This window comes from Streptomyces sp. NPDC016845, from assembly GCF_044332585.1.
Taxonomy (GTDB): domain Bacteria; phylum Actinomycetota; class Actinomycetes; order Streptomycetales; family Streptomycetaceae; genus Streptomyces.
In genome coordinates, this window is sequence record NZ_JBIRPI010000001.1 from 621,894 (window position 1) to 647,448 (window position 25,555).

A 25,555-nucleotide genomic window follows, 5' to 3' on the forward strand; every position below is an offset into this window, starting at 1 on the left:
CTCGGTGACCACCGAACCCAAAGCACCTCCAGGGGAGTTGCGATCCATGCGTACGCCCACCAGCGCACCCGTGAGCCCGGTGAAGCCCGGCCGACGCCATCCGCACGACGACGCGCCCGACACGGCCGAAGCGTTCGCCAAGATGTCCGACATGCCCGACGGGCCCGACCGCGACCAGATCCGGCACGGCGTCGTCGAGGCCTGGCTGCCCATGGCGGACCGCCTCGCGGGGCGCTTCCGCAACCGCGGCGAGTCCTACGACGACCTGCGCCAGGTCGCCGCGATGGGTCTCGTCAAGGCCGTCGACCGCTACGACCCCGCGCGCGGCAACGCGTTCGAGAGCTACGCCGTGCCCACCGTCACCGGCGAGATCAAGCGCCACTTCCGTGACCACATGTGGACCCTGCACGTGCCGCGCCGCGTCCAGGACCTGCGCAACCGGGTCCGGTTCGCGCAGCAGGAGCTGGCCGGGAACATCGTGGGGCGCGCCCCGACCGTCCCCGAGATCGCCGAGCACGCCAATCTGAGCGACGAAGAGGTGGCCACGGGCCTGGAGGCGCTGGAGAGCTTCACCGCGCTCTCCCTCGACGCCGAGCTGCCCGGCAGCGACGACGGCTACTCCCTCTCGGACGCGCTCGGCGGCGCCGACCCCGCCCTGGACACCGTCATCGACCGCGAGGCCGTGAAACCGCGGATCGCCGCGCTGCCGGAGCGGGAGCGGCAGATCCTCTACATGCGGTTCTTCGGCGACATGACGCAGAGCCGCATCGCCGAGCAGCTCGGCATCTCGCAGATGCACGTGTCGCGGCTGATCTCGCGCTGCTGCGACCGGCTGCGGGACGAGGTCCTCGCCGACGCCGCGTGAGCCGTACCCGTACCTCATCCGCGCATCGCCAGCGCTATGTGACGTGACATCACGTCCACGGCCCGCGCCTCCGCCATGGAGAACGCGGGCCGCCCCGCCGACCGGAACAGGGTGAGCACGCCCTGCACCGGTTCGCCGGGCGCCGGGATCAGCGGCACGCACAGCAAGGACGTGACATCCGCGCGGACCAGGACCGGCGCGCCGGACGCGTCGTCGCCCAGGGCCCCCGGGTCCTCCGGGCGCACGAGCAGCGCCGGTGAACCGCCGCGCGCCGCCTCGACCACGAGAGGGCTCGCGTCGGGGTCCTGGCCGGCGATGTCGCGGAGCGCGTCCGCGTCGGCGCCGAGCACGGCGGTGCGGACCACGTGCGCGGCGCCCCGGTCCGCTATCACCCAGTCCGCGAACCGCCCGTACAGCGTCCGGGCGGCGCGGCGCAGCGCCTCGTCCGGGTCGTCGGCGGGCGCGCCGATCAGCTCCCCGGCCATGCGGTCCACGAGGTCGAGCAGCGCCGTGTGGCGCGTCGCCTCCGCGAGGTCGGGGGCGGGCCCCGCGCCCGGGGCCGGGGGCGGTACCAGAGGGTCGTCGCCCTCGGGCTGCAGCAGGACGAGCACGGTGGTGTGCCGCTCGCTGCCGGGGCGCAGGCCCGTCAGGGTGATCCGGATCGCCGCCTGCGGGTTCTGCTGGAGGTGCACGGTCAGGCCCCGGTCGCCCTCGCCCCGGGCCACCGCCGCGACCTGTGAACGGAGCGCGGCCCGGTCGGCGTGGGCCAGGAACCCGGTCAGCGGGCGGCCCGTGGCGTATCCGGCGCGTACTCCGGTGAGCGTCGTCGCGGCGAAGTTCAGGCGGCGCACGACCGACCCGCGGTCCACCAGCGCCACCGCCTGCGGCAGTCGCTGGAAGACGGCGCGCAGCAGCTGCTGCTCCTGCCGGTCGGCGGCGGCCGCCGTGCGGCTCGGGCCGGCGTCGGCGGCCCGCGGGTGCTGCTGCCGGGGCCACAGCCGGCGTACGGCGTGGTCGAGTTCGAAGAGGGCGGCGTCGAGCACGGCGGGCAGTTCCTCCGCGGGGCGGGCGCGGGCCGCCTTCAACTCCGCGACGCGGCGTACGAAGTCCGAGAGTTCCTCACCGAAGTCACCGAAGTCCTCCATCCGCGGCATGCCGTGAACCTATCCCGCACGTCTGTTTTCCGGGGCGGGCGCGGGGAAAGCGCGGTAGGTAGTGGGAGGAGGCGTGCGCCTATGCGACAGCCCGCACCGGATCCACTGGACCGCCCGGCCCAGGACACCGCACCCTCGCGGTTGCCCACGCGCAGACTCGCCGAGCTCGCCGAGGGCGCCGCCACCTGCATGTCCGACTGCTGCGGGGCCGTGGCCACGGCGTCCGACGGCGGCGGCGACCGGCCGTCCGCCGCGACCCACCCCGACCTCGCCGCCCTGGTGACCGTGCAGCTGTCGTCCGGCGAGGGGCCGATCCCGGCGGCCGAGGAGGCGGGCGAACCCGTCGACGCCGCCGACCTCCTGGTCGACGAGCGGTGGCCGCGCTACCGGGCCCTGGCGCTCGACTCCGGGGTGCGCTCCAGCGTGACCATCCCGTTCCGCAGCGCCGGTCTCACCGTCACCCTCAGCCTCTACAGCTTCCGCCCCGGCACCCTGCGGGACGCCCCGCGCGGCCCGGTCCGCGCCCTCGGCGACCTGGCCGCCACCAGCCTGGCCCGCGACCGCTCCTACCAGGCGGCCCTGACCGAGCTGGACCAGCTGGGCGCGGCCCTGCGCAGCCGGCCCGTCGTCGACCAGGCGTGCGGCATCGTCATGCACGTACTGGTCTGCGACGCGGACGAGGCGTTCACCGTCCTGCGCCGCATCTCGCAGACCACCAACCGCAAACTGTCCGAGGTGGCCTCGGCCGTGGTCGAACGCCGGGGTCGCGGCCTGGAGCGGGAGTTCGCGGCGCTGACGCGCTGACGGCGGGCTCCGCGCCCGTCACCCGTCCGGCCCAGCCTCCTCTCCGGCCCCATGGCTGCTCAGCCGCCCCGCCGGGTACCCGTGAAGCAGCTCCACAGCGCGCGCGGACACCCGTGCGGATGTGACGCTGGGAGGAGCGTCCCCGCGACGGGCGCGGTGGCGACACACGGCACGGAGGCAGCATGCGGCCATCGGACCCCAAGGCCGGGCCGACCAGGGCGGACGGGGCGCGCAGCACGGTGCCCGAAGGGCGTGGCCCGGTGCGGTACGGGCCGCCGATGCCCGAGCCGGGGCTGCCCGTGCTGCCGGAGGTGGCGGGCGTCGTCGCGGCCGCGGCGGGGCGGCCGCACCCCGAGCCGCCCGGCGGAGCCCCCGCCCTCCTCCACGCGGTCCGCGGGTACTGGGAGCGCCGGGGTCTCGCCGCCGGGCCCGGCCGGGTCGTCGCGGCCCCGGGCGGCGCGCCGCTGCTGCTCGCGCTCACGGCGGCCCTGGGCGGCGACCTCCTCGTCCCGCGGCCGTGCCCGGCGTGGTGGGCGCCGCAGGCCCGGCTCCTCGGGCAGCGCGTGTTCTCCGTGCCCACGCCCGCCGAGTGCGGCGGGGTCCCCGATCCGTACGCGCTTCTGGAGACCGTCCGACGGGTCCGGGCCGAGGGCGGCGACCCGCGCCTCGTCGTCCTGTCCGTCGCCGACGACCCGACCGGGACCGTGCCGCCGCCCGAGGTGCTGCACGAGGCGGTGGAGGCCGCGGTGGGCGAGGGGCTGCACGTGATCAGCGACGAGACGTGGCGCGACACGCCGCACCCGGGGCCCCAGGGCGCGGACACCGTCCTGTTCAGCCCCGCCGAGATGTTCCCCGACCGGGTCACGGCCGTCACCGACCTCGCCGGGGGCCACCTGCCGCCCGCCCTGCCCGCCGCCTGCGCCCGGTTCGCGCCGACCGCGCACGGCGAGCGCCTCGCCGACCGCGTCCTGGACTTCCTCACGGCGACAGGCGCCGTCCTCGCCGCCCCGGTCGCGGCAGCGGCGACGTACGTACTGAACGAGCCGGAGAACGTCACCGCCCACCGCTCCCTCGCCGTCGCGCTGCACGGCGCGCTCGCCGCCGCCGCGCACCGCGCCGTGCTCGCCGGGGGCGGCCTGGCCCTGCCGCCGCGCGCGGGGCGCCACATCTACGTCGACCTGGCCCCGCTGCGGCCCGCGCTCGCCGAGCGCGGCGTCACGGACTCCCAGGACCTGGAGGACTTCCTCTCCGGGCGGCTCGGCATGGCGGCCCCGGGCGGCCACCGCTTCGGCGACGACCCGGCCGCGCTGCGCGTACGCCTGTCCACCGGACCGCTCCTCGGATCAACCCCCGACGAGTGCACCGCGTCCCTCACCGCGCGGGAGCCTCTGCAACTGCCGCACGTGGCCATGCAGTTGAACAAGGTCACGGCGGTGCTCGACGAGCTGTACGGCGAGGGACGGGAGAGCGAGCGATGACCCAGGCGTCCGAACCGACGACGGAGCGGCGGGCCGATGCCACCGGGGCCGTCCGGCCCCTCGTCGAGCCGCGGCCGCTCGGCGGGGGAAGCGCCGTCGAGGCGCCGCCGCGCCGCTGGCCGCGCTCGTTCGCGGACCGCCTGACCGCACCACTGCCGGGGCTCCGGGCCTTCGCCCGGTTCGCCCGCGAGGGCGCGCTGCGGCCGCGCAAGGACGGGCTGAGCGACATTCCGCGGCTGCCGTTCGCGCCGGGCCCGCTGCCCGAGGTCGACGCCCGTACCGCCGCCGTCACCTGGGCGGGGCACGCCAGCTGGGTCATCCGCATCGGCGGCCTGACCGTTCTCACCGACCCCGTGTGGTCCCGCAGGATCCTCGGCACCCCGGCGCGGATCACCCCGGTCGGCGTCGCGTGGAGCGCGCTGCCGGCCGTCGACGCCGTCGTCATCAGCCACAACCACTACGACCATCTGGACTGGCCCACGCTCAGGCGCCTGCCGCGCACGACCCCGGTGTTCGTCCCGGCGGGGCTCGGGCGCTGGTTCGCCCGGCGCGGCTTCACCCGCGTCACGGAGCTGGACTGGTGGGAGGCGGCCGAACTCGACGGTGTCCGCTTCGACTTCGTGCCCGCGCACCACTGGTCCAAGCGCTCCCTCACGGACACCTGCCGCACCTTGTGGGGCGGCTGGGTCCTCACCGACCCGGGCGGGCGGCGCGTCTACTTCGCGGGCGACACCGGGTACGGCCGCTGGTTCGCCGAGATCGGCCGCCGCCACCCCGGCATCGACCTGGCGCTCCTTCCGATCGGCGCGTACGCCCCCCGCTGGTGGCTGCGGGACGTGCACTGCGATCCGGAGGAGGCGGTGCGGGCCGCGCAGGACGTGGGCGCGCGCCGGATGGCGCCCATGCACTGGGCCACGTTCCTGCTCTCCGCCGAGCCGGTCATGGAGCCGATCACGCGGCTGCGAGCCGCTTGGGAGCGGGCGGGTCTGCCGCGCGACGCCCTCTGGGATCTGCCGGTCGGGGCGTCACGCGTGCTGCCCACCTGATGCCCTCGCTTCTCCTTGCGGTCCGGCTGCGGCGCCGTCGTGGCCGGTCGCGCGGTTCCCCGTGCCCCTGGGTCACGTCTCAGGCGTGCTGGCTGCCTGCCAGGCGCCTCACCTTGCGCCACAACGCCGGTGTCGCGCTGATCGCCACCGTGAGCACGATCGCCGCCACCACCCCCTGCCACGGCTCCTTGAACAGGGAGCCGCCCAGGATGCCGATGATCTGGTACGTCACCGCCCATGCGAGGCACGCGGGTATGTCGCCCCGGGCGAACCGCCGCAGCGGCATCTTCGCCATCAGGCACGCCAGCATCACCGGGATCCGTCCGGCGGGCACGAGCCGCGACAGGACGAGGACCATCACGCCGTGGTCGGCGAGCTTGTCCTGCGCCTGTTCGAGCCGCTCCCGCGGGGCCCGCGAACGGATCGCCTCCAGCCAGCGCGAACCGTTCTTGGAGTGCATGCCGCGCCGCCCGAGCCAGTACAGCGCGATGTCGCCGAGGAACGCGGCGAGCGAGGCCACGCCGAACAGGAGAAGGAGTGAGAACGGCGCCGTCTGGTGGAACGCCACGACCGCCGCGGAGCTGACGAGCGCGCCGGTCGGGACGACCGGGACCAGCGCGCCCAGGACGATGAGCAGGAACAGGGTCGGATAGCCGGCGGCCTGCTGGGTCGCCTCCGTCGGTACCACCTGGGCGACCGAGGCGAGCATCATCTGGCCACCTCCGGGCGGACGCTCTCGCCGTGCGCGAGCCGGTGCACCGACACGTCCGGCGCGTGCAGCGCCGCCTGCCGCACGAACTCCTCGCCCGGGGTGTGGAACTCGTGCGGGCGCACCGCGTCCATCCCGATCGGCCAGTACGTCCCGTAGTGCACCGGCACCGCGCTGCACGGCGCGATCCTGGCCAGGGCCTCGGCGGCGCGCGCCGGGTCGAGGTGGTGCGGTCCGAGGTTCGGCCCCCACCCGCCGACCGGGAGCAGCGCCACGTCCACGTCGCCGACCGCCTCGGCCATGCCGTCGAAGAGCCCGGTGTCGCCCGCGAAGTACGTACGGGCCTCGCCGCTGATCACGTAGCCGAGCGCGGGCGCACGCCGCGGGCCCACCGGGAGGCGGCGTCCGTCGTGCGCGGCGTGCACCGCCCGTATCTCCACGCCGCCCTCCTCGACGACGGTGCCGGGCTCGACCTCGGTGATGTCCAGGTTCCGCAGCCGCCGCAGGCCCGGCACGGAACGGGCCGCGCCGCGCGGCACGAGCACCCGGGTCCCCGGCGCGAGCCGGCCGAGCGAGGGCAGGTGCAGATGGTCGGCGTGCAGGTGGGAGACGAGCACCACATCGGCGCGGGCGGCGCTCGGCGGCGGCGGGGCGCCGCGGCGGCGCCGCAGATGGGCCAGGCGCCGGGCGAACAACGGATCGGTCAGCACTCTCGTGCCCGAGTCCTCCACCGTGCAGGTGGCATGTCCCCACCAGGTGATCTCCACCGGCACCCGTTGCCTCCTTACGTGCGACTGCCTTGAGCGTACGTGCAGGAGTAGGGTCGGGCCGAAAGCTGAGGTGAGGGGGACACCATGGGAGCATCCGACGTCGCCGGTGACACCGGTGACGCGGTGCGGGTGGCGGCGATCGCCAGCCTCATCCCGCTGGAGGAGCTGGACGCCGATCCGTTCCTGGTGGACTCGCGCAGCCAGCACGCGATGTGCGCCCGCTGGGCCGCCGAGCGCGGCTACGTCGTCACCCGCGAACTGCTCGTGCACGGGGTCCGCCCCGACCACGACATCCTGTGGGGAGACGTCGACGCGGGCCAGATCGACGTCTTCGTCGCCCCCTGCGACCGCGTCCTGCGGGCCGCGCTGCGCTCGGTCGACGCGTTCTCCGCGGAGTGCGCGCGGCGCGGGGTGCGCCTGGAGACGGCCGGGTTCGCGGAGCCGTCGTACGACACGGAGATGAAGGCGCGGGTGCACCGCAGGCTCTCGATGCCGACGGCGGGGTACGACGGCTGCTGACGCGCCCGCGTGGTGACGGTCGCGTGAAGAGGCTCCCAAATCGTATGAAACCCTGGCCTACGAAAATCAGGGCGCAGCAGGAGTGAAGCTGTAGCACCGCAGCACAGGGGCGAGGGGAGCGGGTCACGTGAGCGCAGGCCGATGGAGGCGCGCGGCGAGCACCGCATGGCGCTCGCTGACGGTCTGGGCCGCGTCCACCCTGACCATGCTGATCATGGCCGGGATCCTGCCGGACTTCCAGCTCCAGTCCGACACCGGGGACAGCGCCAGCCGCATCGCCACCACGGCCGCCCTCGGCGCGGGCGCCTTCGGTCTCCTCTCCGCACTGGTCTGGCCGCTTCTCGTGCGCGCCCTGCTCCTCGTCCCGGCGCTCGTCCTCGGGCTCGCCGTGTTCTTCCTGAACGGGGCCCTGCTCCTGTTCGCCCTGCACCTCATCCCCGACAACCGGGGCGAGGTCAGCCCGGAGACCGCCGTCCTCGTCGCCGCGGTCATGTCTGCCGTGGCCTCCGCGACCGGTGGCGCCCTGGCCGTCCGGGACGACGACGCCTACCGGCGGCGGCTGTACCGGCTCGCTGACCGAAGACGCCGCCGAGCCGTCGAGGAGGGGGCGGCCGAGGCGGGATTGCCCGCGCCCGGCACCGTCTTCATCCAGCTCGACGGCGTCGGCCACGAACTGCTCGTGCGCGCCGCCCGCGACGACGTGATGCCCACCGTCGGCGCCTGGCTGCGCGACGGACGACACCGCCTCACCCCCTGGCGCACCGACTGGTCCAGCCAGACCGGCGCGAGCCAGCTCGGCATCCTGCACGGCTCCAACCACGACGTCCCCGCCTTCCGCTGGTACGAGAAGGACACCGGCGAGGTCCAGGTCTCCAACCGGCCCACCAGCGCCGCCGAGCTCCAGCGCCGCGCCATAGAGCGCACCGGGGACGGCGGGCTCCTCACCGTCGACGGCGCCAGCCGCGGCAACCTCTTCAGCGGCAGCGCCGAGGAGGTCGCCCTCGTCCTGTCCGTGGCCGCCCGGCGCGGCAAGGAGAACCGCTCGCGCGCCGGCTACTTCGCCTACTTCTGCGACCCGGCCAACGCGGTGCGCACCGCCCTGTCCTTCTGCGCCGAGGCCGGCCGCGAGATCGGCCAGTCCGTCCGTGCCCGGATCCGGCGCGAGCGCCCGCGCGTCGGACGCGGCGGGCTCTACCCGTTCATCCGCGCCTTCGCGACCGTCGTCGAACGGGACGTGGTCGTCGCCGCCGTCATCGGCGACCTCCTCGCCGGACGCACCGCCGTCTACGCCGACCTCGTCGCCTACGACGAGGTCGCCCACCACTCGGGCCCCTTCAGCCGCGACGCCCGCAAGGTCCTCGAACGGCTCGACCGCTCGCTGGCGCTGATCGAGAAGGTCGCCGAGCACGCGCCGCGCCCGTACCGCATCGTCGTCCTGTCGGACCACGGGCAGAGCCCCGGCGAGACGTTCCAGGCCCGCTACGGGCTCACCCTCCAGGACCTGGTGCGCGCGGGCTGCGGGCTGCCCGTGCCGCGCAAGGCCCGGCGCACCCACAGCGGCGCCGAGGCCCGCTCCGCCGTCCGGGCCGCGCTGCGCCGCCCCGTCGAGGAGCCCGCCGTGGCCGCCCCGAAGGGCAAGCAGCACGAGCCGATCGTCCTCGCCTCCGGCAACCTCGGCCTCGTCTCCTTCCCCGACGTGCACCACCGGATGAGCAAGGAGGAGATCGACGCCCGCCACCCGGCGCTCCTGCCGACCCTCGCCAACCACCCCGGCGTCGGCTTCCTCCTCGTCCGCAGCGAGGAGCACGGCGCCGTCGTGCTCGGGGCGCGCGGCGCCCAGGTCACCCTCGCCGAGCTTGCCGACGGGCAGGGCCCGCTCACCGACTTCGGGCCGGGCGCCGCGGCTGCCGTGCGCCGCACCGACTCCTTCCCGCACACCGCCGACATCATGGTCAACTCCATGTACGACCCCGTCGACGGCGAAGTCCTGGCCTTCGAGGAGCAGATCGGCTCGCACGGCGGGCTCGGCGGCGCCCAGGGCCGCCCCTTCCTGCTCTCCCCGGCGGAGCTGTCCGAGCCGGTGCCGGGCGGCGGCGAACTCGTCGGCGCCGAACAGGTCCACAAGGTGCTGCGCCGCTGGCTGCGCGAGGAGCACGGCCCGCAGGTCCCGCTGGGGAAACCGGAAAATTCGCTTTCGCAAGCCCCCGACGTCGCATCATTTGTCGCAGCACCCCCCGAGCTACGGGACGAATCCGCCTGATTTGAAGCGGGGTGCCTTTTCGCCGGACCATGGAGTGCCGCCCGGCGATCCCGGGGCAGGCGTCAGCACTTCCGAGAGGCGCACCACCCCATGCACGACACCGGGCCCGCCCCCCTGACGGCTCCGGCCAGGGACGACGACCAGGACAGCAGGCACGCCCGCAGGTTCGGTCTCCCCATCGCCACCGCCCTGGTCATGGGCAACATCATCGGCGGCGGCATCTTCCTGCTCCCCGCCTCCGTCGCCCCGTACGGCACCGTCAGCCTCGTCGCCTTCGGCGTCCTGACCGTCGGCGCCATCGCGCTCGCCCTCGTCTTCGGCCGGCTCGCACATCGGCATCCGCAAACCGGCGGCCCGTACGTCTACGCCCGTGAGGCGTTCGGCGACTTCGCCGGGTTCCTGGCCGCCTGGTCGTACTGGATCACCACCTGGGTCTCCAACGCGGCGCTGGCCGTCGCCGCCGTCGGCTACCTCGACGTGCTCCTTCCGATCCACGGCTCCACGTTCTGGACCATCGTCGCCGCGCTGTGCTGCCAGTGGCTGCCCGCGCTCGCCAACCTCGCGGGCACCCGGTACGTCGGCGCGGTGCAGCTGGTCTCCACCGTCCTGAAGTTCGCGCCGCTGCTGCTCGTCGCCGTCGGCGGCCTGTTCTTCTTCCACGCGGACAACATGGGCCCGTTCCGCGCGACGAACGACTCCGCGCTCGGCGCCGTCTCCGCGTCCGCCGCGATCCTGCTCTTCAGCTACCTGGGCGTCGAGTCCGCGTCCGTCAGCGCGGGTGAGGTCCGCGACCCCAAGCGCAACGTCGGCCGCGCCACCGTCCTCGGCACCGGCCTCGCGGCCCTGCTCTACCTCCTCGGCACGGTCTCGGTGTTCGGCACGGTCGCGCACGACGAGCTGGTGGACTCCACCGCCCCGTTCTCCGACGCCGTCAACGCGATGTTCGGCGGCACCTGGGGCGGCACCGCCGTCGCCGTCGCCGCGCTCGTCTCCATGGTCGGCGCGCTCAACGGCTGGACACTGCTCAGCGCCCAGACCCCGTACGCCGCGGCGCGCGACGGCCTGTTCCCGCGGGCGTTCGCGAAGAAGCGGCGCGGCGTGCCGACGGTCGGCGTGCTCGTGGCCGTCGTCCTCGCCTCACTGCTGACGGTCTACAACTACACGGCGGGCTCGGCGGGCGTCTTCGAGACGCTCGTGCTCGTCACCACCTTCACCGCGACCGTGCCGTACCTCCTGGCGACCGCCGCGCAGATCTACTTCCTGCTGTCCGGGCAGGGCGACCGCGTGAACCGCTCGCGCCTCGTGCGGGACATGGTGCTCGCCGTCGCCGCGTTCGGCTTCTCCATGTGGCTGGTCGGCGGCGCCGGATACGCCGCCGTCTACCAGGGCGTGCTCTTCCTGTTCGCCGGCGTTCTCGTCTACGCGTGGATGGCGGCCCGCAAGAAGCGGACCGCCACCTCCTGAACCCCGTAGGTCCTCACGTCACCTGGCGAGCGGCGCGACCACCCAGCGCAGCTTCTTGAACATGCTGTCCCGCGAGCCCAGCTCGATCAGCTTGCGGGCGGCCGGGTAGGCCTCGTTGCCCTCGACCTCGTAGCCGACCTCGAGCGTGCCGGGTACGTCCCTGACCTCGAGCTGTGCCTCGATGTCGGAGGCCGAGCGCTCGCTGTCGGACGCCATCGCCGTCAGGTGCGCGATCCGCCGCTGCTGCGCCTCGTCGAGCGCCTGGCGCGGGTCGCGCGAGCCGGGCGACGCCATGGCCTGCCTGCCCTTGCCGGACGGCGGGGCGACCGCCGAACTCGGGGTGCGGACCTCGCCGGTCGGCTGCCGCGTCGACAGCGTCGCCTGGACCACGGTGCCGTCGTTGTCCAGCGCCACACGGAACTCGCCGCGCCCCGGCGTGATCACCGGTACGCCGCCGAAGACCTGCCTGAACGTGACGTGCGTCTGCAACGACACCGGCTCACCGATCTGCGAGCCGTCCTTCTTGCCGCTGTTCTGCATCAGGTCGTGCACGCCCTCGACGACCAGCTCGGCGCCGCCCGTCGCGTCACTGTGCTGCTCGACGAAGGCGCGGGCCAGCTCCACCGCGCGGTCCGTCGGCAGCTGCTCGGTGTTGCGGTGGTTGGCCTCGGCCAGCTTCACCCAGCGCACCGCGCCCGGCGCCGTCGACACGTACTTGTCGCCCGAGTTCGCGCTCAGCACGCCCTGCCGCTCCACGTGCACCTCTTGCAGCGCGGCCTGCGGGAAGTGCGCGAGCTGCCCGAGCCGGGTCAGCTCCTGGGCCGGTTCGCGCGGCATGAGCTGCACGATCTGCGGTTCGGCCGGCGCCTGCGTCATCGGGTCGCGCAGGCCCTCACGGGCGTAGTACCAGCGCCACGCGTACCAGGCGTCGGAGACGTGCTCGCGGAAGAAGTTCCGTTCCTGGTTGAGGCGGTTGGTCGCCTCGGCCTGGGTGGCGCCCGTCGCGGCGACGGAGGGTGCCTGCCCGTGGTAGATGTCCCAGCTCGCGTTGAGCCACGCGTCGCAGTACGTCTGCCCGGCCCGCCACTTCTCCCAGAACTTCTTGCCGTAGTCGCCGCTGTCGATGCTCGTCGTCTCGAAGCCGAAGATCATGCGGGAGCCGAGGTTGGGCCCGGCCCACGTACGGATCGGGGAGTGCCCGTCGAGGACGCGCAGCGAGTTGCACGTCGACCAGAACACGTAGTTGGCCCGCTCGTTGCCGAACGCCATCCGGTTGGAGACCGCGTCCGAGCGGTTGTCCCACACCGCGCCGAGCGGCGCGAAGAACACCCCGTTGCCGTCCATGCCGCCGTGGCCCGAGTGGTACACGGCGACGACGGCGTCCACCCCGTACCGGTCCTGCCAGTTGTCGTACGTCTCCTCGTACGCCCACACCTGCGCGCCCGCGTCCGCGAACCAGAAGTTGCGGTCGTAGAACTGCTGGAGGTACGCCAGCCAGCCCGTGGCGTCCTCGTGGGTGTGCGAGAGCGGGTTCTGGTTCACGAACTTCTGGATGCTGAACGCACCCCACCAGCCGAACGTCGAATCACGGTCGGCCGCGCCGGGCTTGCCGGTCTCCAGCGGTGACGGAGCGCGTTCCGAATAGATCATGCGCATGCCTGAACCCCCTGCGAAACCCCGTGCGGATCCCCCTGGTCGGGTGGGTCAAAGTGTCACCGTCGTGCCGGTTTGCCCAGCGCGTATTCCGGCCAATGGCCAGTGGCGCGGTCTTCCCTGTACAGCAGGGGCAGATGTGATCGGATAGGGGCCAGAGACAATCGGGAACGGTCCCGCCCAGGGGCTGTACGGAAGGGAAACATCGTGGCAACCACGCGCTCCGCACACACCGTGTGGGAAGGCAACCTGCTCGAGGGCAACGGCGTCGTCACCTTCGACTCCTCCGGCATCGGCGAGCAGCCGGTGTCGTGGCCCTCGCGCGCCGAGAAGGCGAACGGCAAGACGAGCCCGGAGGAGCTGATCGCGGCCGCGCACTCGTCCTGCTTCTCGATGGCGCTCTCGCACGGCCTGGCCGGCGCGGGCACCCCGCCCACCAAGCTGATCACCTCCGCGGACGTGACGTTCCAGCCCGGCGAGGGCATCAAGGGCATCCACCTCACCGTCGAGGGCACCGTGCCCGGCCTGGACGAGGAGGGCTTCACGGCGGCCGCCGAGGACGCCAAGAAGAACTGCCCGGTGAGCCAGGCGCTCTCCGGTACGGAGATCACCCTGACGGCCAAGCTGGCCTGACCGCCGCCTCGTCGACGTCCGTCCCCTTGACGCGGGCCCGCCCGGGATCTGTGCTTGATTCCGAGCGGGCCTGCTTCTGCGAGAGCTGAGAGCTGCGAGAGGGGACGCGTCATGGCGCGTGCGGTCGGGATCGATCTCGGTACGACGAACTCGGTGGTGGCCGTACTGGAGGGCGGTGAGCCCACGGTCGTGGCCAACGCGGAGGGCGCGCGCACCACCCCCTCCGTCGTCGCCTTCGCCAGGACGTCGAGCGCCGAAGTCCTGGTGGGTGAGGTCGCCAAGCGGCAGGCCGTCACCAACGTCGAGCGCACCGCGCGCTCCGTCAAACGGCATATGGGCGACGGGAGTTGGCACTTCCCCGACAGCGGCACCATCGACGGCGCCCGCTACGGCGCGCAGGAACTCGCCGCCCGTGTCCTGCAGAAACTCAAGCGCGACGCCGAGTCCTACCTCGGCGAGGACGTCACCGACGCCGTCATCACCGTGCCCGCCTACTTCGACGACGCGCAGCGCCAGGCCACCAAGGAGGCCGGTGAGATCGCGGGCCTGAAAGTACTGCGGATCATCAACGAGCCGACGGCCGCCGCTCTCGCCTACGGGCTCGACAAGGGCGAGGAACAGACCGTCCTCGTCTTCGACCTGGGCGGCGGCACCTTCGACGTCTCCCTTCTGGAGATCGGCGACGGTGTCATCGAGGTCAAGGCGACCAACGGTGACACCCGGCTCGGCGGCGACGACTGGGACCAGCGCGTCGTCGACTACTTGGTCAAGCAGTTCAGGAACGGCAGCGGCATCGACCTCGCCGCCGACAAGATGGCCGTGCAGCGGCTGCGCGAGGCGGCGGAGAAGGCGAAGATCGAGCTGTCGTCGTCGAGCGAGACGACCGTGAACCTGCCCTACATCACCGCGTCCGCGCAGGGCCCCTTGCACCTCGACGAGAAGCTGACGCGCGCCCAGTTCCAGGAGCTGACCGCCGACCTCCTCGACCGGTGCAAGAAGCCGTTCCACCAGGCCGTGAAGGACGCGGGCGTGGACCTGTCGGCCGTCGACCACGTCATCCTCGTCGGCGGTTCGACGCGCATGCCGGCCGTCACCGACCTCGTACGGGAGCTGACCGGCAAGGACCCGCACAAGGGCGTCAACCCCGACGAGGTCGTGGCCATGGGCGCGGCCCTCCAGGCGGGTGTCATCCGCGGCGACGTCAAGGACGTCCTGCTGCTCGACGTGACACCGCTCTCCCTCGGCATCGAGACCAAGGGCGGCGTGATGACGAAGCTCATCGAGCGCAACACGACGATCCCGACACGGCGCTCGGAGACCTTCACCACCGCGACCGACAACCAGCCGTCCGTCGGCATCCAGGTCTTCCAGGGCGAGCGGGACATCGCCGCCTACAACAAGAAGCTCGGCGTCTTCGACCTGACGGGCCTGCCGCCCGCGCCGCGCGGTGTCCCGCAGATCGAGGTCACCTTCGACATCGACGCCGACGGGATCATGCACGTGTCGGCGAAGGACATGGCGACCGGGCGCGAGCAGAAGATGACGGTGACCGGTGGCTCGGCCCTGCCCAAGGAGGACATCGACCGCATGATGCGGGAGGCCGAGGCCCACGCCGAGGAGGACCGCACCCGCCGCGAGGCCGCCGAGGCGCGCAACGACGCGGAGCAGCTCGTCTACCGGACGGAGCGGTTCCTGAGCGAGAACGAGGAGCGGGTCCCGTCGGGGATACGCGGCGAAGTGGACGCGTCGATCGCGGAGTTGAGGACGACGCTCGCCGCCGATCCGCCGGACACGCATGCCCTGCGCGAAGGGGTGCGGAAACTGGCCACCGTCAGCCAGAAGGTGGGGCAGGCGATGTACCAGGACGCGCAGAGCGGCGGCCCGCAGCCGACCCCGGAGGACGAGCCCCGCGAGGACGTGGTGGACGCCGAGATCGTGGACGACGAGAAAGGCGAGAGGAGCGAGAAGAGTGAGAAGGGGGACAAGGGCGACAAGGACTCCGGCGCCCCCTCCTGACCCCCGGTCAGCCCTCCGCGGGGCCCAGCCGCTCCCGCCACCGCGCCATCAGCTCGATCGTCCGCTCCGCGCTCGCCGCCTGCGCCACCAGGTGGTCGAGGACCTCCAGGTGCATGCCCACCTCGTCCCGCGAGTCGAGGTAGAGGGCGCCGGTGACGTACTCGCTGTAGACCATGTCCGGCAGCTCCCGGACGGGGAAGCGGAACAGGGTGAACGGGCCGAAGGTGCCGGGGTGCGGCCCGCTCGTGAACTCGGCTATCTGGAGCGTCACGTGCGGCAGCCGGGCCACTTCGAGGAGGTGGTCCAGCTGGTCGCGGAGCACGTCGGGGCCGCCGGGCGGGCGGCGCAGCACCGTCTCGTCCATGACGACCCACAGGTGCGGCGCGTCCTCGCGGGTGAGCAGGGACTGGCGGGCGAGGCGCAGGGAGACGTGCCGCTCTATCTCGTCGGGCTTGGAGCGGCCTACCGTCCCGGCGTCGAAGACGGCCCGCGCGTACGCCTCGGTCTGGAGGAGGCCCGGCACGAAGTGCGGTTCGTAGGCGCGGATCATCTCCGCCGCGCCCTCCAGGCTGACGTAGAGGCTGAACCAGTCGGGCAGCACGTCGTGGTACCGCTGCCACCAGCCGGGGAGGTTCGCCTCCTCGGCGAGCGCCACGAACGCCTCGATCTCGCCCTCGGGGACCTCGTACAGCTCCAGGAGCATCTGGACGTACGGGATCTTCAGGGCGACCTCGGCGGTCTCCATGCGGCGGATGGTCGCGCCGGTCACCCGCAGGGAGCGGGCCGCCTCGTCGCGCTTGAGGCCCGCTGCTTCCCGCAGATCGCGCAGGCGGCGGCCGAGGACCACCTGGCCCACGGTGGGGGCGGGCCGTCGTTCGCTCACGTCACACGTCTCCCCACGTGCCGTTCCTTACCCGCAGCGGCTATGAGCCGGTGCGCTCCCACCCCCGTCGCTCCGGCCGCGCGGTCAGGCGCCGCGGATCGCGGCTGCGGTAGACGACGTACGGCCGGAACAGGTACTGCAGCGGCGCGCTGAACATATGCACGAGCCGGGTGAACGGTACCAGCGCGATGAGTGACATGCCCACTACCGCATGGATCTGGTAGAGGAGGGGTACCCCTTCCATCCGCCAGACGTCCGGGCTCAGCGTGAACAGGCTGCGGGCCCACGGGCCGATGGTCTCGCGGTAGTTGTAGCCGTCGCCCGAGGAGTGGGAGAGCTTGGCCACCATGCCCAGGACGATCGAGGCGAGCAGCACGACGTACATGAGCTTGTCGTTGCGGGTCGTCGCGAGGAAGACCGGGGCCTTGGTGCGGCGCCGGTAGATCAGCATGAGGATGCCGGCGACGGCGAGGACCCCGGCGAGCGTGCCGCCGATCAGCGAGAGCAGGTGGTACGAGTGCTCGCTGACGTGTACCGCGTCGGTCCAGGACATCGGGACGAAGAGGCCGATGAGGTGGCCCGCGAGGACGAACAGGATGCCGTAGTGGAAGACGGGCGAGGCGATGTTGAGGAGCTTGGACTCGTAGATCTGCGAGGAGCGCGTCGTCCAGCCGAACTTGTCGTAGCGGAACCGCCAGACCGTGCCCGCGACCAGCAGGACGAAGGCGATGTAGGGCAGCGCGCCCCAGATCAGCGTGGTCACGGCGCGTGCTCCTTCACGAACAGCGGCAGGGGTTCGCGCAGGCCGAGGTCGCCGAAGGGCTCCAGGCCGACCTCCTCGCGCGGCGGGCCCGAGCGGGCGAGGGCGAGCGCCTCGGCGCGGTCCTTGGGGGAGGGGCCCGGCAGGGAGGCGCAGACGGCGTCGAGGAGGGTCGCGTACGGGGTTCCGTGCTCGGTGAGGGCGATGCGCAGCAGCTCCAGGCCGCTGCGGTGCTCCTCCAGGAGGAACGGTCCCGCCTGCGCCGAGAACTCCAGGACGGCGGGCAGGAAGTCCGGCAGCTCCTCGCCGGTGAACTCCATGCCGTGCTCCCGGTAGACCTCCTTGAACCGGACCAGGGACATGCCGCGCCGCCGCGTGTCGCCGTCGCGCCACCAGGTCAGGTACAGGCTGTGCCGGTTCTTGAAGTCGAAGACCTGGACGTAGTGGGCGGCCAGCTCCTGCAAGGGGGTCCCCTCGGCGTGGTCGACGAACGGGGCGAGCTGCGGCGCCGCCGCCCGGACCAGCGGCAGCCGCTCGTACAGCTCCTCGTCGGGATAGCTGAGGCAGAGCGCCGCCGCCTGGTGCAGGAGCGCTGAGGGGCCGGTCACGGGCTCTCCTTCGGGTCGTCGGCACTCTGGCGGCGCTTGGTGAGGTGGAAGTTCTCGAAGGAGACGACGGGCAGCAGCTTCCGCCCGCCCGCCATGGTGTTCCCGGAGTCGCCGCCGAAGGGGCCCTCGCCGCCCATGCCGGGCCCGTCCGCGTGGTCGAGGCTGCACGAGTCCGGCACCGCCGTCTCCTCCAGGCGCTTCGCGCCGCCGCCCCCCGCCGTCGGGATGACGTACCGCTCCTCGTACTTGGCGATGGCGAGCAGCCGGTACATCTCCTCGACCTCGACCGCCTCCATGCCCACGGACGCGGCGATGGACGCGTCCGGCTCGTCCCCGAGGTTGATGGCCCGCATGTGCGAGCGCATGGCGGCCAGCTTCTCCAGGGACGCGCGTACGGGCCCGACGTCACCGGCGGTGAAGAGCTCCGCCAGGTATTCGAGCGGGATGCGCAGGGTGTCGATGGCGCCGAAGAGGTTGCCGTGGTCCTCGCCGTCGTGGCCGGTCTCGGTGAGCGCGTCGACGACGGGGGAGAGCGGCGGGATGTACCAGACCATCGGCATCGTCCGGTACTCCGGATGCAGCGGGAGGGCCACCTTGTACTTACTGATGAGCGCGTGGACCGGGGAGCGGCGCGCCGCCTCCATCCAGTCGTACGGGATGTCGGCCTCCTCGGCTGCCCGCTGGACAGCAGGGTCGTGCGGGTCGAGGAACACCCCGAGCTGGGCCTCGTACAGCGCGGTGTCGTCCTTGGTCTGCGCCGCCGCCGTCACCTTGTCGGCGTCGTAGAGGATGACGCCGAGGTAGCGCAGGCGCCCCACGCACGTCTCCGAGCAGACGGTGGGCAGGCCCACCTCGATGCGCGGGTAGCACATGGTGCACTTCTCGGCCTTGCCGGTGCGGTGGTTGAAGTAGACCTTCTTGTACGGGCATCCCGTCACGCACATCCGCCAGCCCCGGCACTGGTCCTGGTCGACGAGGACGATGCCGTCCTCCGCGCGCTTGTACATCGCCCCCGACGGGCACGAGGCGACGCACGACGGGTTCAGGCAGTGCTCGCAGATGCGCGGCAGATAGAACATGAAGGTCTGCTCGAACGCGAACTTGACCTTGTCGGCCGCCTGCTGCCGGGTCTTCTCCACCATCGGGTCGAGGTCGCCGTACTGCGGGGCGCCGCCGAGGTTGTCGTCCCAGTTCGAGGACCACTCGATCTTCATCGGCTTGCCGGAGATCTGCGAGCGCGGCTCCGCCACCGGGTAGTCGTCGCCGAGCGGCGCCTCGGTCAGGTTCTTGTAGTCGTACGTCCAGGGCTCGTAGTAGTCCTTCATCTCGGGCAGCTTCGGGTTGGAGAAGATGCCCGCCAGCTTCCTGAACCGGCCGCCGTTCTTCAGCTTCAGGGCGCCCCGCTTGTTCAGCTCCCAGCCGCCGCGCCACTTCTCCTGGTCCTCGTAGCGGCGCGGATAGCCCTGTCCCGGGCGGGTCTCGACGTTGTTGAACCAGACGTACTCCATGCCGCCCCGGTTGGTCCACGCCTGCTTGCAGGTGACCGAGCAGGTGTGGCAGCCGATGCACTTGTCGAGGTTCATGACCATCGCGATCTGAGCCATGATGCGCATGGGTTCAGTACTCCACCTTCTGGCTTCGGCGCCGGATGACCGTGACCTCGTCGCGCTGGTTGCCCGTCGGGCCGAAGTAGTTGAACGCCCAGGAGAGCTGGGCGTAGCCGCCGATGAGATGGGACGGCTTGAGGATGAGCCGGGTCAGCGAGTTGTGGATGCCGCCGCGCTTGCCGGTGGCCTCCGCCTTGGGGACGTTGACGGTGCGTTCCTGCGCGTGGTGCATGTAGACCGTGCCCGCCGGCATGCGGTGGGAGACGATCGCGCGGGCCACGACGACACCGTTGCGGTTGACCGCCTCGATCCAGTCGTTGTCCTCGACGCCGATGGCGTCGGCGTCCTGCGGTGCCATCCAGACCGACTGGCCGCCGCGCGAGAGCGCCAGCATGAACAGGTTGTCCTGGTACTCGGAGTGGATGGACCACTTGTTGTGCGGGGTGAGGTAGCGGACGGTCACCTCCTTCTCCCCGTCGGGGCCGAGACGTGCCTCGCCGAACAGGCGGTTCATGTCCAGCGGCGGCCGGTAGACGGGCAGCGCCTCGCCCAGCTCGTGCATCCAGTCGTGGTCGACGAAGAAGTGCTGGCGCCCGGTGAGCGTGTGCCAGGGCTTGGCGTGCTCGGTGTTGAGCGTGAACGCCGTGTACCGCCGCCCGCCCGACTCGCTGCCCGACCACTCCGGCGACGTGATCACCGGCACGGGCGCCGCCACCGTGTCCGCGTACGTGACACGCTTGCCCTCGTGCTCGGCGGCGAGGTGCGCCATCTCCTGTCCGGTACGGGCTTCGAGCGTGTGGAAGCCCTGGGTGGCGAGGCGGCCGTTGGTGGTCCCGGACAGGGCGAGGATCGTGTTGGCCGCCTTGATCGCCGTGTCGAGGGAGGGGCGGCCGTCGGCGGGGCCGCCGCGCACGACACCGTTGCGCTCGCGCAGCTCGGCGACCTCCTGGTCGGGCTTGAGGGCGATGCCCTTGGCGGGCAGGCCGAGCTCCTCGGCCAGCGGGCCGAGCGCGCTGAACTTCGCGCCGATGGCGGTGTAGTCCCGTTCGACGACGACGAGGTTCGGCATCGTCTTGCCGGGCACCGGCTCGCACTCGCCCTTGCGCCAGTCCAGGACGACCCCGCCGGGCTGTGCGATCTCCCCGGGAGTGTCGTGCTGGAGCGGCGCCGCCACCAGGTCCTTCCGCACACCCAGGTGATCGACGGCCAGCTCGCTGAGCTTGTGCGCGAGCGCCTTGAACGTGTCGAAGTCGGTCCGCGCCTGCCACGGCGGATCGACGGCCGGCGAGAACGAGTGCACGTAGGGATGCATGTCCGTGGACGACAGATCGTGCTTCTCGTACCAGGTCGCGGCGGGCAGCACGACGTCGGAGAGGAGGGTGGACGAGGTCTGCCGGAAGTCCAGCGAGAGGAGCAGGTCGAGCTTGCCCTCGGGGGCCTCGTCGCGCCAGGTGACGGTGGTCGGCCGCTCCTCGGGCGCCGCCTCCTGCGCCCGCAGCGAGGAGTGCGTGCCCAGGAGGTGCTTGGTGAAGTACTCGGCGCCCTTGGCGGAGGAGCCGAGCAGGTTGGCGCGCCAGAGGGTGAGGACGCGCGGCCAGTTCCCGGGGGCGTCGGGGTCCTCGACGGCGAACTTCAAAGTCCCCGCTCTGAGCTCTTCAACAGTCGTCCGGACATCCTGCTCGCCGAGATCGAGCGGGCTGCGGTCGAACGTCGGGTACGACGGCATCCACCCCGTCCGCGCGGACAGCGCGAGACAGTCGGCGCCCGTCATCCCGCTGAAGGCACCCTTGCCGAGCGGCGAGGCGAGGACGTCCGCGCCGAACCGGTCGTAGCGCCACTGGTCGGTGTTGGTGAACCAGTACGCGGTGCCGATCATCTGGCGCGGCGGCCGCGACCAGTCGTTGGCCGAGGCGAGCGAGGCCCACCCCGTCACCGGGCGGCACTTCTCCTGACCGACGTAGTGCGCCCAGCCGCCACCGTTGCGGCCCTGGCAGCCGGTGAGCTGGAGCAGGGAGAGGAAGCTGCGGTAGATCGTCTCGGAGTGGAACCAGTGGTTGGTGCCGGCGCCCATCAGGATCATGCAGCGCCCGCCCGACTTCTCGGCGGTCGTGGCGAACTCACGCGCGATCTTCACGCACTTCGCGGCCGGTACGGAGGTGTGGATCTCCTGCCAGGCGGGCGTGCCGACCGCGTCCGCGTCGTCGTACGAGGACGCCCACGCACCCGGCAGCCCCTCCCGCCCCACCCCGTACTGGGCGAGCAGCAGATCGAAGACGGTGGTGACCAGCGGCCCGTCCTGCCCGCCGAGCCGCGTCGCCGGAACCCCGCGCCGGACGACCTCGCCGCGCCCTTGGCCGTGCTCGCCGCCGTCGGTGTCGAAACGGGGCAGGAGCACGGGCACACCGGTGGCGACCTCGGCACCGTACAGAGTCAACTGCGGTTCGATATCGCCCAGTTCGAGATTCCACCGGCCCTTGCCTGACTCGGTCCAGCGGAAGCCGAGAGACCCGTTCGGCACGGCGGCCCGACCGGTCGCCCCGTCAAGGACGACCGTCTTCCACTCGGCGCCCTCGCCGCGCTGTCCGAGGTCGGCGGCGCGCAGGAACTTCGCCGGGACGTAGCCGCCGTCCCGCTCCTCCAGGGTCACCAGGAACGGCAGATCCGTGAACTTCTTGACGTAGTCGGTGAAGAACAGGGTCTGGCGTTCGACGAAGAACTCCTTGAGGATCACGTGCCCCATCGCGAAGGCGAGCGCACCGTCCGTGCCGGGGTGCGGATGCAGCCACTCGTCGGCGAACTTCGCGTTGTCCGCGTAGTCGGGAGCCACGACGACGACCTTCTGGCCGCGATAGCGCGCCTCGGCCATCCAGTGCGCGTCCGGCGTCCGGGTGACCGGGACGTTGGAGCCCCACATCATCAGATACGCGGCGTCCCACCAGTCGCCCGACTCCGGTACGTCCGTCTGGTCGCCGAAGACCTGCGGCGACGCCACCGGCAGATCCGCGTACCAGTCGTAGAACGACAGCATCGGCGCGCCGATGAGGGAGTGGAAACGAGCCCCGGCCGCGTGCGACACCATCGACATCGCGGGGATCGGCGAGAAACCGGCGACGCGGTCGGGCCCGTACGTCTTGATCGTGTGGACGTGGGCGGCGGCGACGATCTCGACGGCCTCGTCCCACGTGGCCCGCACCAACCCGCCTTTGCCGCGCGCCTGCTGGTACCGCTTGCGCCGCCCGGGGTCGTTCTGGATGTCGGCCCAGGCGAGCACGGGATCGTGGAGCCGCGCCTTCGCCTCCCGGTACATCTCCAGGAGCAGGCCCCGGATGTACGGGTAGCGGACGCGGGTGGGGGAGTACGTGTACCAGGAGAACGCCGCTCCTCGCGGGCAGCCGCGCGGCTCGTACTCGGGGCGGTCCGGGCCTACGCTCGGATAGTCGGTCTGCTGGGTCTCCCAGGTGATGATGCCGTCCTTGACGTACACCTTCCACCGGCACGAGCCCGTGCAGTTCACCCCGTGCGTGGAGTTCACGACCTTGTCGTGGCTCCACCGGTCGCGGTAGAAGACATCCCCGTCCCGGCCGCCCTCGATCCGCACACTGTGCAGGTCGTCGGAGGCGGTCCCCCGCCGGAAGAACCGCCCGGTCCGCAACAGCGCGGCGTCCGGCTCGGTGGGGCGGTGCGTCGTGTCTGTCACCGTGTGTGCTCCCTCGCTGTGCCGTCTGGTGCACGCTAGGGGCCCGGGGCGCGGGCCACCTTCCGGCGGGGGCCGTACGGGTGGAGCACGTGACGGACCGCCGTCCGGGGCGCCACCCGGACGGCCCCGCCCCACTCCGGCCACGATCACCGGATGGAGCAACGGCGCGTCGCGGATCAGCGGAATCACGCCCCGGATCGGCAAGAGAACGCCCTGGATCGGCAAAGGACGCCCCGGATCAGTAAGGGACGCCCCGGATCGGCAAGGGGACGCCCCGGATCTCAGCCCAACTCGGAGCGCAGGTACTTGACGGTCGCCGGGTCGGCCGGGAGCAGCGTCTCGATGGCCAGCTCGGCGACCGTCACGTCCATCGGCGTGTTGAACGTCGAGATCGACGACACGAACGACAGCACGTGCCCGTCGTGCTCGATCACCATCGGCAGCGCGAAGTACGGCACCGCCTCGTCCGGCTCGTGCCCCGGCGCTTCCTGCGGCACCGGGTACGCCGCGACCTCCTCGTACAGCGCCCGCAGCTCCGCCGAGCGGGCCAGCGCGATCTGCCGCTCCATCTGCGCGAGGAGGTGCCCGCGCCACTCGCGCAGATTCCTGATCCGGGGCGCGAGTCCCTGCGGGTGCAGGGTGAGCCGCATGGCGTTCAGCGGCTGTGCGGCGAGCATCTCCGGGGGGAGGGAGGACATCAGGGCGGCGAGGCCGCGGTTGGTGGCGACCACGTTGTACGTCGCGTCGACGATCAGCGCCGGGTAGGGCTCGTAGCCGCGCAGCAGCCGCTCCAGACCGTCACGCAGCGCGCCCATCGACGGGTCGTCGAGCGAGGTCTGCGTGAACCGGGGCGCATAACCCGCAGCGAGGAGCAGGGAGTTGCGCTCGCGCATCGGTACGTCCAGGTGCTCGGCGAGGCGCAGGATCAACTCCTCGCTCGGGCGCGAGCGGCCCGTCTCCACGAAACTGATGTGCCGCGCGGACGAGTCGGCGCGCAGCGCGAGCTCCAGTTGGCTGACGCGTCGTTGTTCGCGCCAGCCGCGCAGCAGACGGCCCACTTCGGAAGCGTTTTTGCGCGTCGCAGTCGTCATGGGGAGACCGTAACCCGGTGCGGGTGGCACGCTGGTGGCATGCCTACCGAACCGCTCTCCCAGAAGGACATCGAGGACCGCCTCGCCGAACTCCCCGGATGGTCGCTCGACGGCGACCGCATCACCCGTACGTACCGTCTGGCGAGCCACTTCGCGGCGACGGCCTTCGTCGTCCACATCGCGCAAGTGCAGGAGGAGTTGGACCACCACTCCGACCTGACGCTCGGCTACAACACGGTGACCCTCGCGGTCCACACGCACGACGCCGGGGGCGCCGTGACGGCGAAGGACTTCGCACTCGCCGAGCGGGTCGAGGCGATGGCACCGGGGCACGCGGCGAGCTAGTCCGAGCCCGCCCCTCGAGGTCCTGCCGTGCTCGACCACGACGCGGAAGCCGCACGGTACGACGCCGGTCGCGGCGGGGAGCCCCGCGCCCCGGCCCCACGTGCACGGTGCCGGCGTACCGCCGCCGAGTCCTCACCGGACACCATCACACCGCGTCGAGGCGGGCCCGCTCCTCCTCCGTCAGTTCCAGGTCGACCGCGGCCAGGCTCTCCTCGATCTGGGCGACGGAGGAGGCGCCGACCAGCGGGATCGCCGGGACCGGGGCGCCCATCATCCAGGCGAGCACGACCTGGTTGACGGTCGCCCCCGACGACTTCGCCACCTCGCGCAGCGCCGCGAGCCGGGGCTGCGTGCTGCCGTGGTCGTGGCCGGCGCTGAGCGGCTTGTCGGCCCGGACGTAGGCGCCGCCGAGCAGCGGGGAGTAGGCGACGAGGGTGAGGTCCTCCTCGGCGCGGACCATGCTGAGCAGGTTCCCGTCGGCGGTGCCGAGTTCGCCGTCCGGGGAGAGCTGGCTCGGGGTGTCGACGCGGTGCCGCAGATAGCTGTGCTGGTACTGGAGCACCTCGTACCCGGGGAGCCCCTCGGCGCGGGCGATGGCGCGGGCCCGCTCCACCTGCCACGCCCAGTGGTTGGAGACGCCGAGCAGCCCGACCCGCCCCTCGTTCACAAGCGCCCCGAACTCCCGTACCGTCTCCGTGAGTTCCACCTTCGGGTCGGGAATGTGGGCGTAGAGCAGATCGAGCCGCTCCATGCCGAGCCGGGCCGTGCTGCCCGCCACCGCCTTTTGGATCGCCGCCGCGGAGAGCCCCTCGGCGTTGTCGACGTACCCGGTGCCGGGGGCGAGCGGCGCCGCGCCCAGCTTGGTGGCGATGACGATCTCGGCGCCGATGCCACGGCTGCGCCGCCAGTTGCCGAGCACGGTCTCGCTCTCGCCGCCGACGCTGCCGGTCTGCCAGAACGCGTAGTTGTCCGACGTGTCGACGAACGTGCCGCCCGCCTCCACGTACCGGTCGAGGATCGCGAACGCCGTCTTCTCGTCCGTGACCGTGCCGAACAGCATGGCGCCGAGGCTGAGGACGCTGACCTCGCGGCGTGTCGCGGGGTCGGTGCCGATGGTGCGGTACTTCATGCGGGACTCCCTTGTGTCCGTCGCCCGGGTGCGGGCCGGGCTGTCGAGTGGGAGTCAACGTGTT

The 25,555-nt window shown here is 72.1% G+C and carries 21 protein-coding genes; 10 read left to right on the forward strand and 11 right to left on the reverse strand.

Annotated features, from left to right (window positions below; translation table 11 throughout):
- The first annotated feature begins 46 nt into the window (after positions 1–46).
- Positions 47–865 (forward strand): RNA polymerase sigma factor SigF, encoded by an 819-nt coding sequence (locus tag ACH4RC_RS02660; RefSeq protein ID WP_398194177.1) that lies wholly within the window; start codon positions 47–49, stop codon positions 863–865.
- 14 nt (positions 866–879) lie between these two features.
- Here ACH4RC_RS02660 and ACH4RC_RS02665 read toward each other — a convergent pair whose 3' ends face one another.
- The gene (locus tag ACH4RC_RS02665) at positions 880–2,019 is read right to left on the reverse strand and encodes a PAS domain-containing protein (protein WP_398194178.1); all 1,140 of its coding nucleotides are present in this window, start codon (positions 2,017–2,019) and stop codon (positions 880–882) included.
- Positions 2,020–2,100: 81 nt separating this feature from the next.
- Between ACH4RC_RS02665 and ACH4RC_RS02670 the strand changes: the two genes are divergently transcribed.
- The 3 genes from ACH4RC_RS02670 (at position 2,101) to ACH4RC_RS02680 (ending at position 5,347) form a co-directional block, all read left to right on the forward strand.
- Positions 2,101–2,823 carry an ANTAR domain-containing response regulator gene (locus ACH4RC_RS02670; protein WP_398194181.1) on the forward strand — a complete coding sequence of 241 codons (723 nt, stop codon included), beginning with the start codon at positions 2,101–2,103 and terminating at the stop codon, positions 2,821–2,823.
- Positions 2,824–3,005: 182 nt separating this feature from the next.
- On the forward strand, positions 3,006–4,301 hold the full coding sequence (locus tag ACH4RC_RS02675) for an aminotransferase class I/II-fold pyridoxal phosphate-dependent enzyme (RefSeq protein WP_398194183.1): 1,296 nt from the start codon (positions 3,006–3,008) through the stop codon (positions 4,299–4,301).
- Positions 4,298–5,347 (forward strand): MBL fold metallo-hydrolase, encoded by a 1,050-nt coding sequence (locus ACH4RC_RS02680; protein WP_398194186.1) that lies wholly within the window; start codon positions 4,298–4,300, stop codon positions 5,345–5,347. Before ACH4RC_RS02675 ends, ACH4RC_RS02680 begins: the two co-directional genes overlap by 4 nt.
- Positions 5,348–5,426: 79 nt before the next feature.
- Here ACH4RC_RS02680 and ACH4RC_RS02685 read toward each other — a convergent pair whose 3' ends face one another.
- Entirely contained in the window at positions 5,427–6,059 is a 633-nt protein-coding gene (locus tag ACH4RC_RS02685; RefSeq protein WP_398194188.1) for a DedA family protein, read from the reverse strand.
- Positions 6,056–6,829: an MBL fold metallo-hydrolase gene (locus ACH4RC_RS02690; RefSeq protein ID WP_398194190.1), complete on the reverse strand. Its 774-nt coding sequence runs from the start codon at positions 6,827–6,829 to the stop codon at positions 6,056–6,058. Before ACH4RC_RS02690 ends, ACH4RC_RS02685 begins: the two co-directional genes overlap by 4 nt.
- Before the next feature lie 81 nt (positions 6,830–6,910).
- On the opposite strand from ACH4RC_RS02690, the gene ACH4RC_RS02695 reads away from it, so the two are divergent.
- The 3 genes from ACH4RC_RS02695 to ACH4RC_RS02705 all read left to right on the forward strand — a co-directional run bounded on the left by ACH4RC_RS02695 (position 6,911) and on the right by ACH4RC_RS02705 (position 11,069).
- Entirely contained in the window at positions 6,911–7,345 is a 435-nt protein-coding gene (locus ACH4RC_RS02695; RefSeq protein ID WP_398194193.1) for a hypothetical protein, read from the forward strand.
- A gap of 127 nt (positions 7,346–7,472) precedes the next feature.
- The gene (locus tag ACH4RC_RS02700) at positions 7,473–9,605 is read left to right on the forward strand and encodes an alkaline phosphatase family protein (RefSeq protein ID WP_398194195.1); all 2,133 of its coding nucleotides are present in this window, start codon (positions 7,473–7,475) and stop codon (positions 9,603–9,605) included.
- Positions 9,606–9,695: 90 nt separating this feature from the next.
- Complete coding sequence (locus tag ACH4RC_RS02705) at positions 9,696–11,069, forward strand: amino acid permease (RefSeq protein WP_398194198.1); 1,374 nt, start codon at positions 9,696–9,698, stop codon at positions 11,067–11,069.
- 18 nt (positions 11,070–11,087) lie between these two features.
- Here ACH4RC_RS02705 and ACH4RC_RS02710 read toward each other — a convergent pair whose 3' ends face one another.
- Positions 11,088–12,725 (reverse strand): DUF6345 domain-containing protein, encoded by a 1,638-nt coding sequence (locus ACH4RC_RS02710; protein WP_398194201.1) that lies wholly within the window; start codon positions 12,723–12,725, stop codon positions 11,088–11,090.
- 204 nt (positions 12,726–12,929) lie between these two features.
- Here ACH4RC_RS02710 and ACH4RC_RS02715 point away from each other — a divergent pair, with 204 nt between their 5' ends.
- Both ACH4RC_RS02715 and dnaK read left to right on the forward strand, forming a co-directional pair.
- Positions 12,930–13,355 (forward strand): OsmC family protein, encoded by a 426-nt coding sequence (locus ACH4RC_RS02715; RefSeq protein ID WP_398194204.1) that lies wholly within the window; start codon positions 12,930–12,932, stop codon positions 13,353–13,355.
- A 111-nt stretch (positions 13,356–13,466) separates the two neighbouring features.
- On the forward strand, positions 13,467–15,371 hold the full coding sequence (dnaK, locus tag ACH4RC_RS02720; RefSeq protein WP_398194207.1) for a molecular chaperone DnaK: 1,905 nt from the start codon (positions 13,467–13,469) through the stop codon (positions 15,369–15,371).
- A gap of 7 nt (positions 15,372–15,378) precedes the next feature.
- On the opposite strand, the gene ACH4RC_RS02725 is transcribed toward dnaK, so the two are convergent.
- The 6 genes from ACH4RC_RS02725 to ACH4RC_RS02750 form a co-directional block, all read right to left on the reverse strand.
- Positions 15,379–16,254: a helix-turn-helix domain-containing protein gene (locus tag ACH4RC_RS02725; protein ID WP_398194208.1), complete on the reverse strand. Its 876-nt coding sequence runs from the start codon at positions 16,252–16,254 to the stop codon at positions 15,379–15,381.
- 40 nt (positions 16,255–16,294) lie between these two features.
- Positions 16,295–17,017: a respiratory nitrate reductase subunit gamma gene (gene narI / locus ACH4RC_RS02730; protein WP_398194210.1), complete on the reverse strand. Its 723-nt coding sequence runs from the start codon at positions 17,015–17,017 to the stop codon at positions 16,295–16,297.
- On the reverse strand, positions 17,014–17,622 hold the full coding sequence (gene narJ, locus ACH4RC_RS02735; protein WP_398194213.1) for a nitrate reductase molybdenum cofactor assembly chaperone: 609 nt from the start codon (positions 17,620–17,622) through the stop codon (positions 17,014–17,016). Before narJ ends, narI begins: the two co-directional genes overlap by 4 nt.
- Complete coding sequence (gene narH / locus ACH4RC_RS02740; protein ID WP_398194216.1) at positions 17,619–19,235, reverse strand: nitrate reductase subunit beta; 1,617 nt, start codon at positions 19,233–19,235, stop codon at positions 17,619–17,621. Before narH ends, narJ begins: the two co-directional genes overlap by 4 nt.
- A gap of 4 nt (positions 19,236–19,239) precedes the next feature.
- Complete coding sequence (locus ACH4RC_RS02745) at positions 19,240–22,926, reverse strand: nitrate reductase subunit alpha (protein WP_398194218.1); 3,687 nt, start codon at positions 22,924–22,926, stop codon at positions 19,240–19,242.
- Between the two features lie 281 nt (positions 22,927–23,207).
- Positions 23,208–24,017, reverse strand: coding sequence for a helix-turn-helix domain-containing protein (locus ACH4RC_RS02750; protein WP_398194221.1), 810 nt, complete (start codon positions 24,015–24,017; stop codon positions 23,208–23,210).
- Between the two features lie 39 nt (positions 24,018–24,056).
- Here ACH4RC_RS02750 and ACH4RC_RS02755 point away from each other — a divergent pair, with 39 nt between their 5' ends.
- Entirely contained in the window at positions 24,057–24,362 is a 306-nt protein-coding gene (locus ACH4RC_RS02755; RefSeq protein WP_398194224.1) for a 4a-hydroxytetrahydrobiopterin dehydratase, read from the forward strand.
- Between the two features lie 145 nt (positions 24,363–24,507).
- Here ACH4RC_RS02755 and ACH4RC_RS02760 read toward each other — a convergent pair whose 3' ends face one another.
- Complete coding sequence (locus tag ACH4RC_RS02760; protein WP_398194227.1) at positions 24,508–25,491, reverse strand: aldo/keto reductase; 984 nt, start codon at positions 25,489–25,491, stop codon at positions 24,508–24,510.
- Positions 25,492–25,555 lie beyond the last annotated feature (64 nt).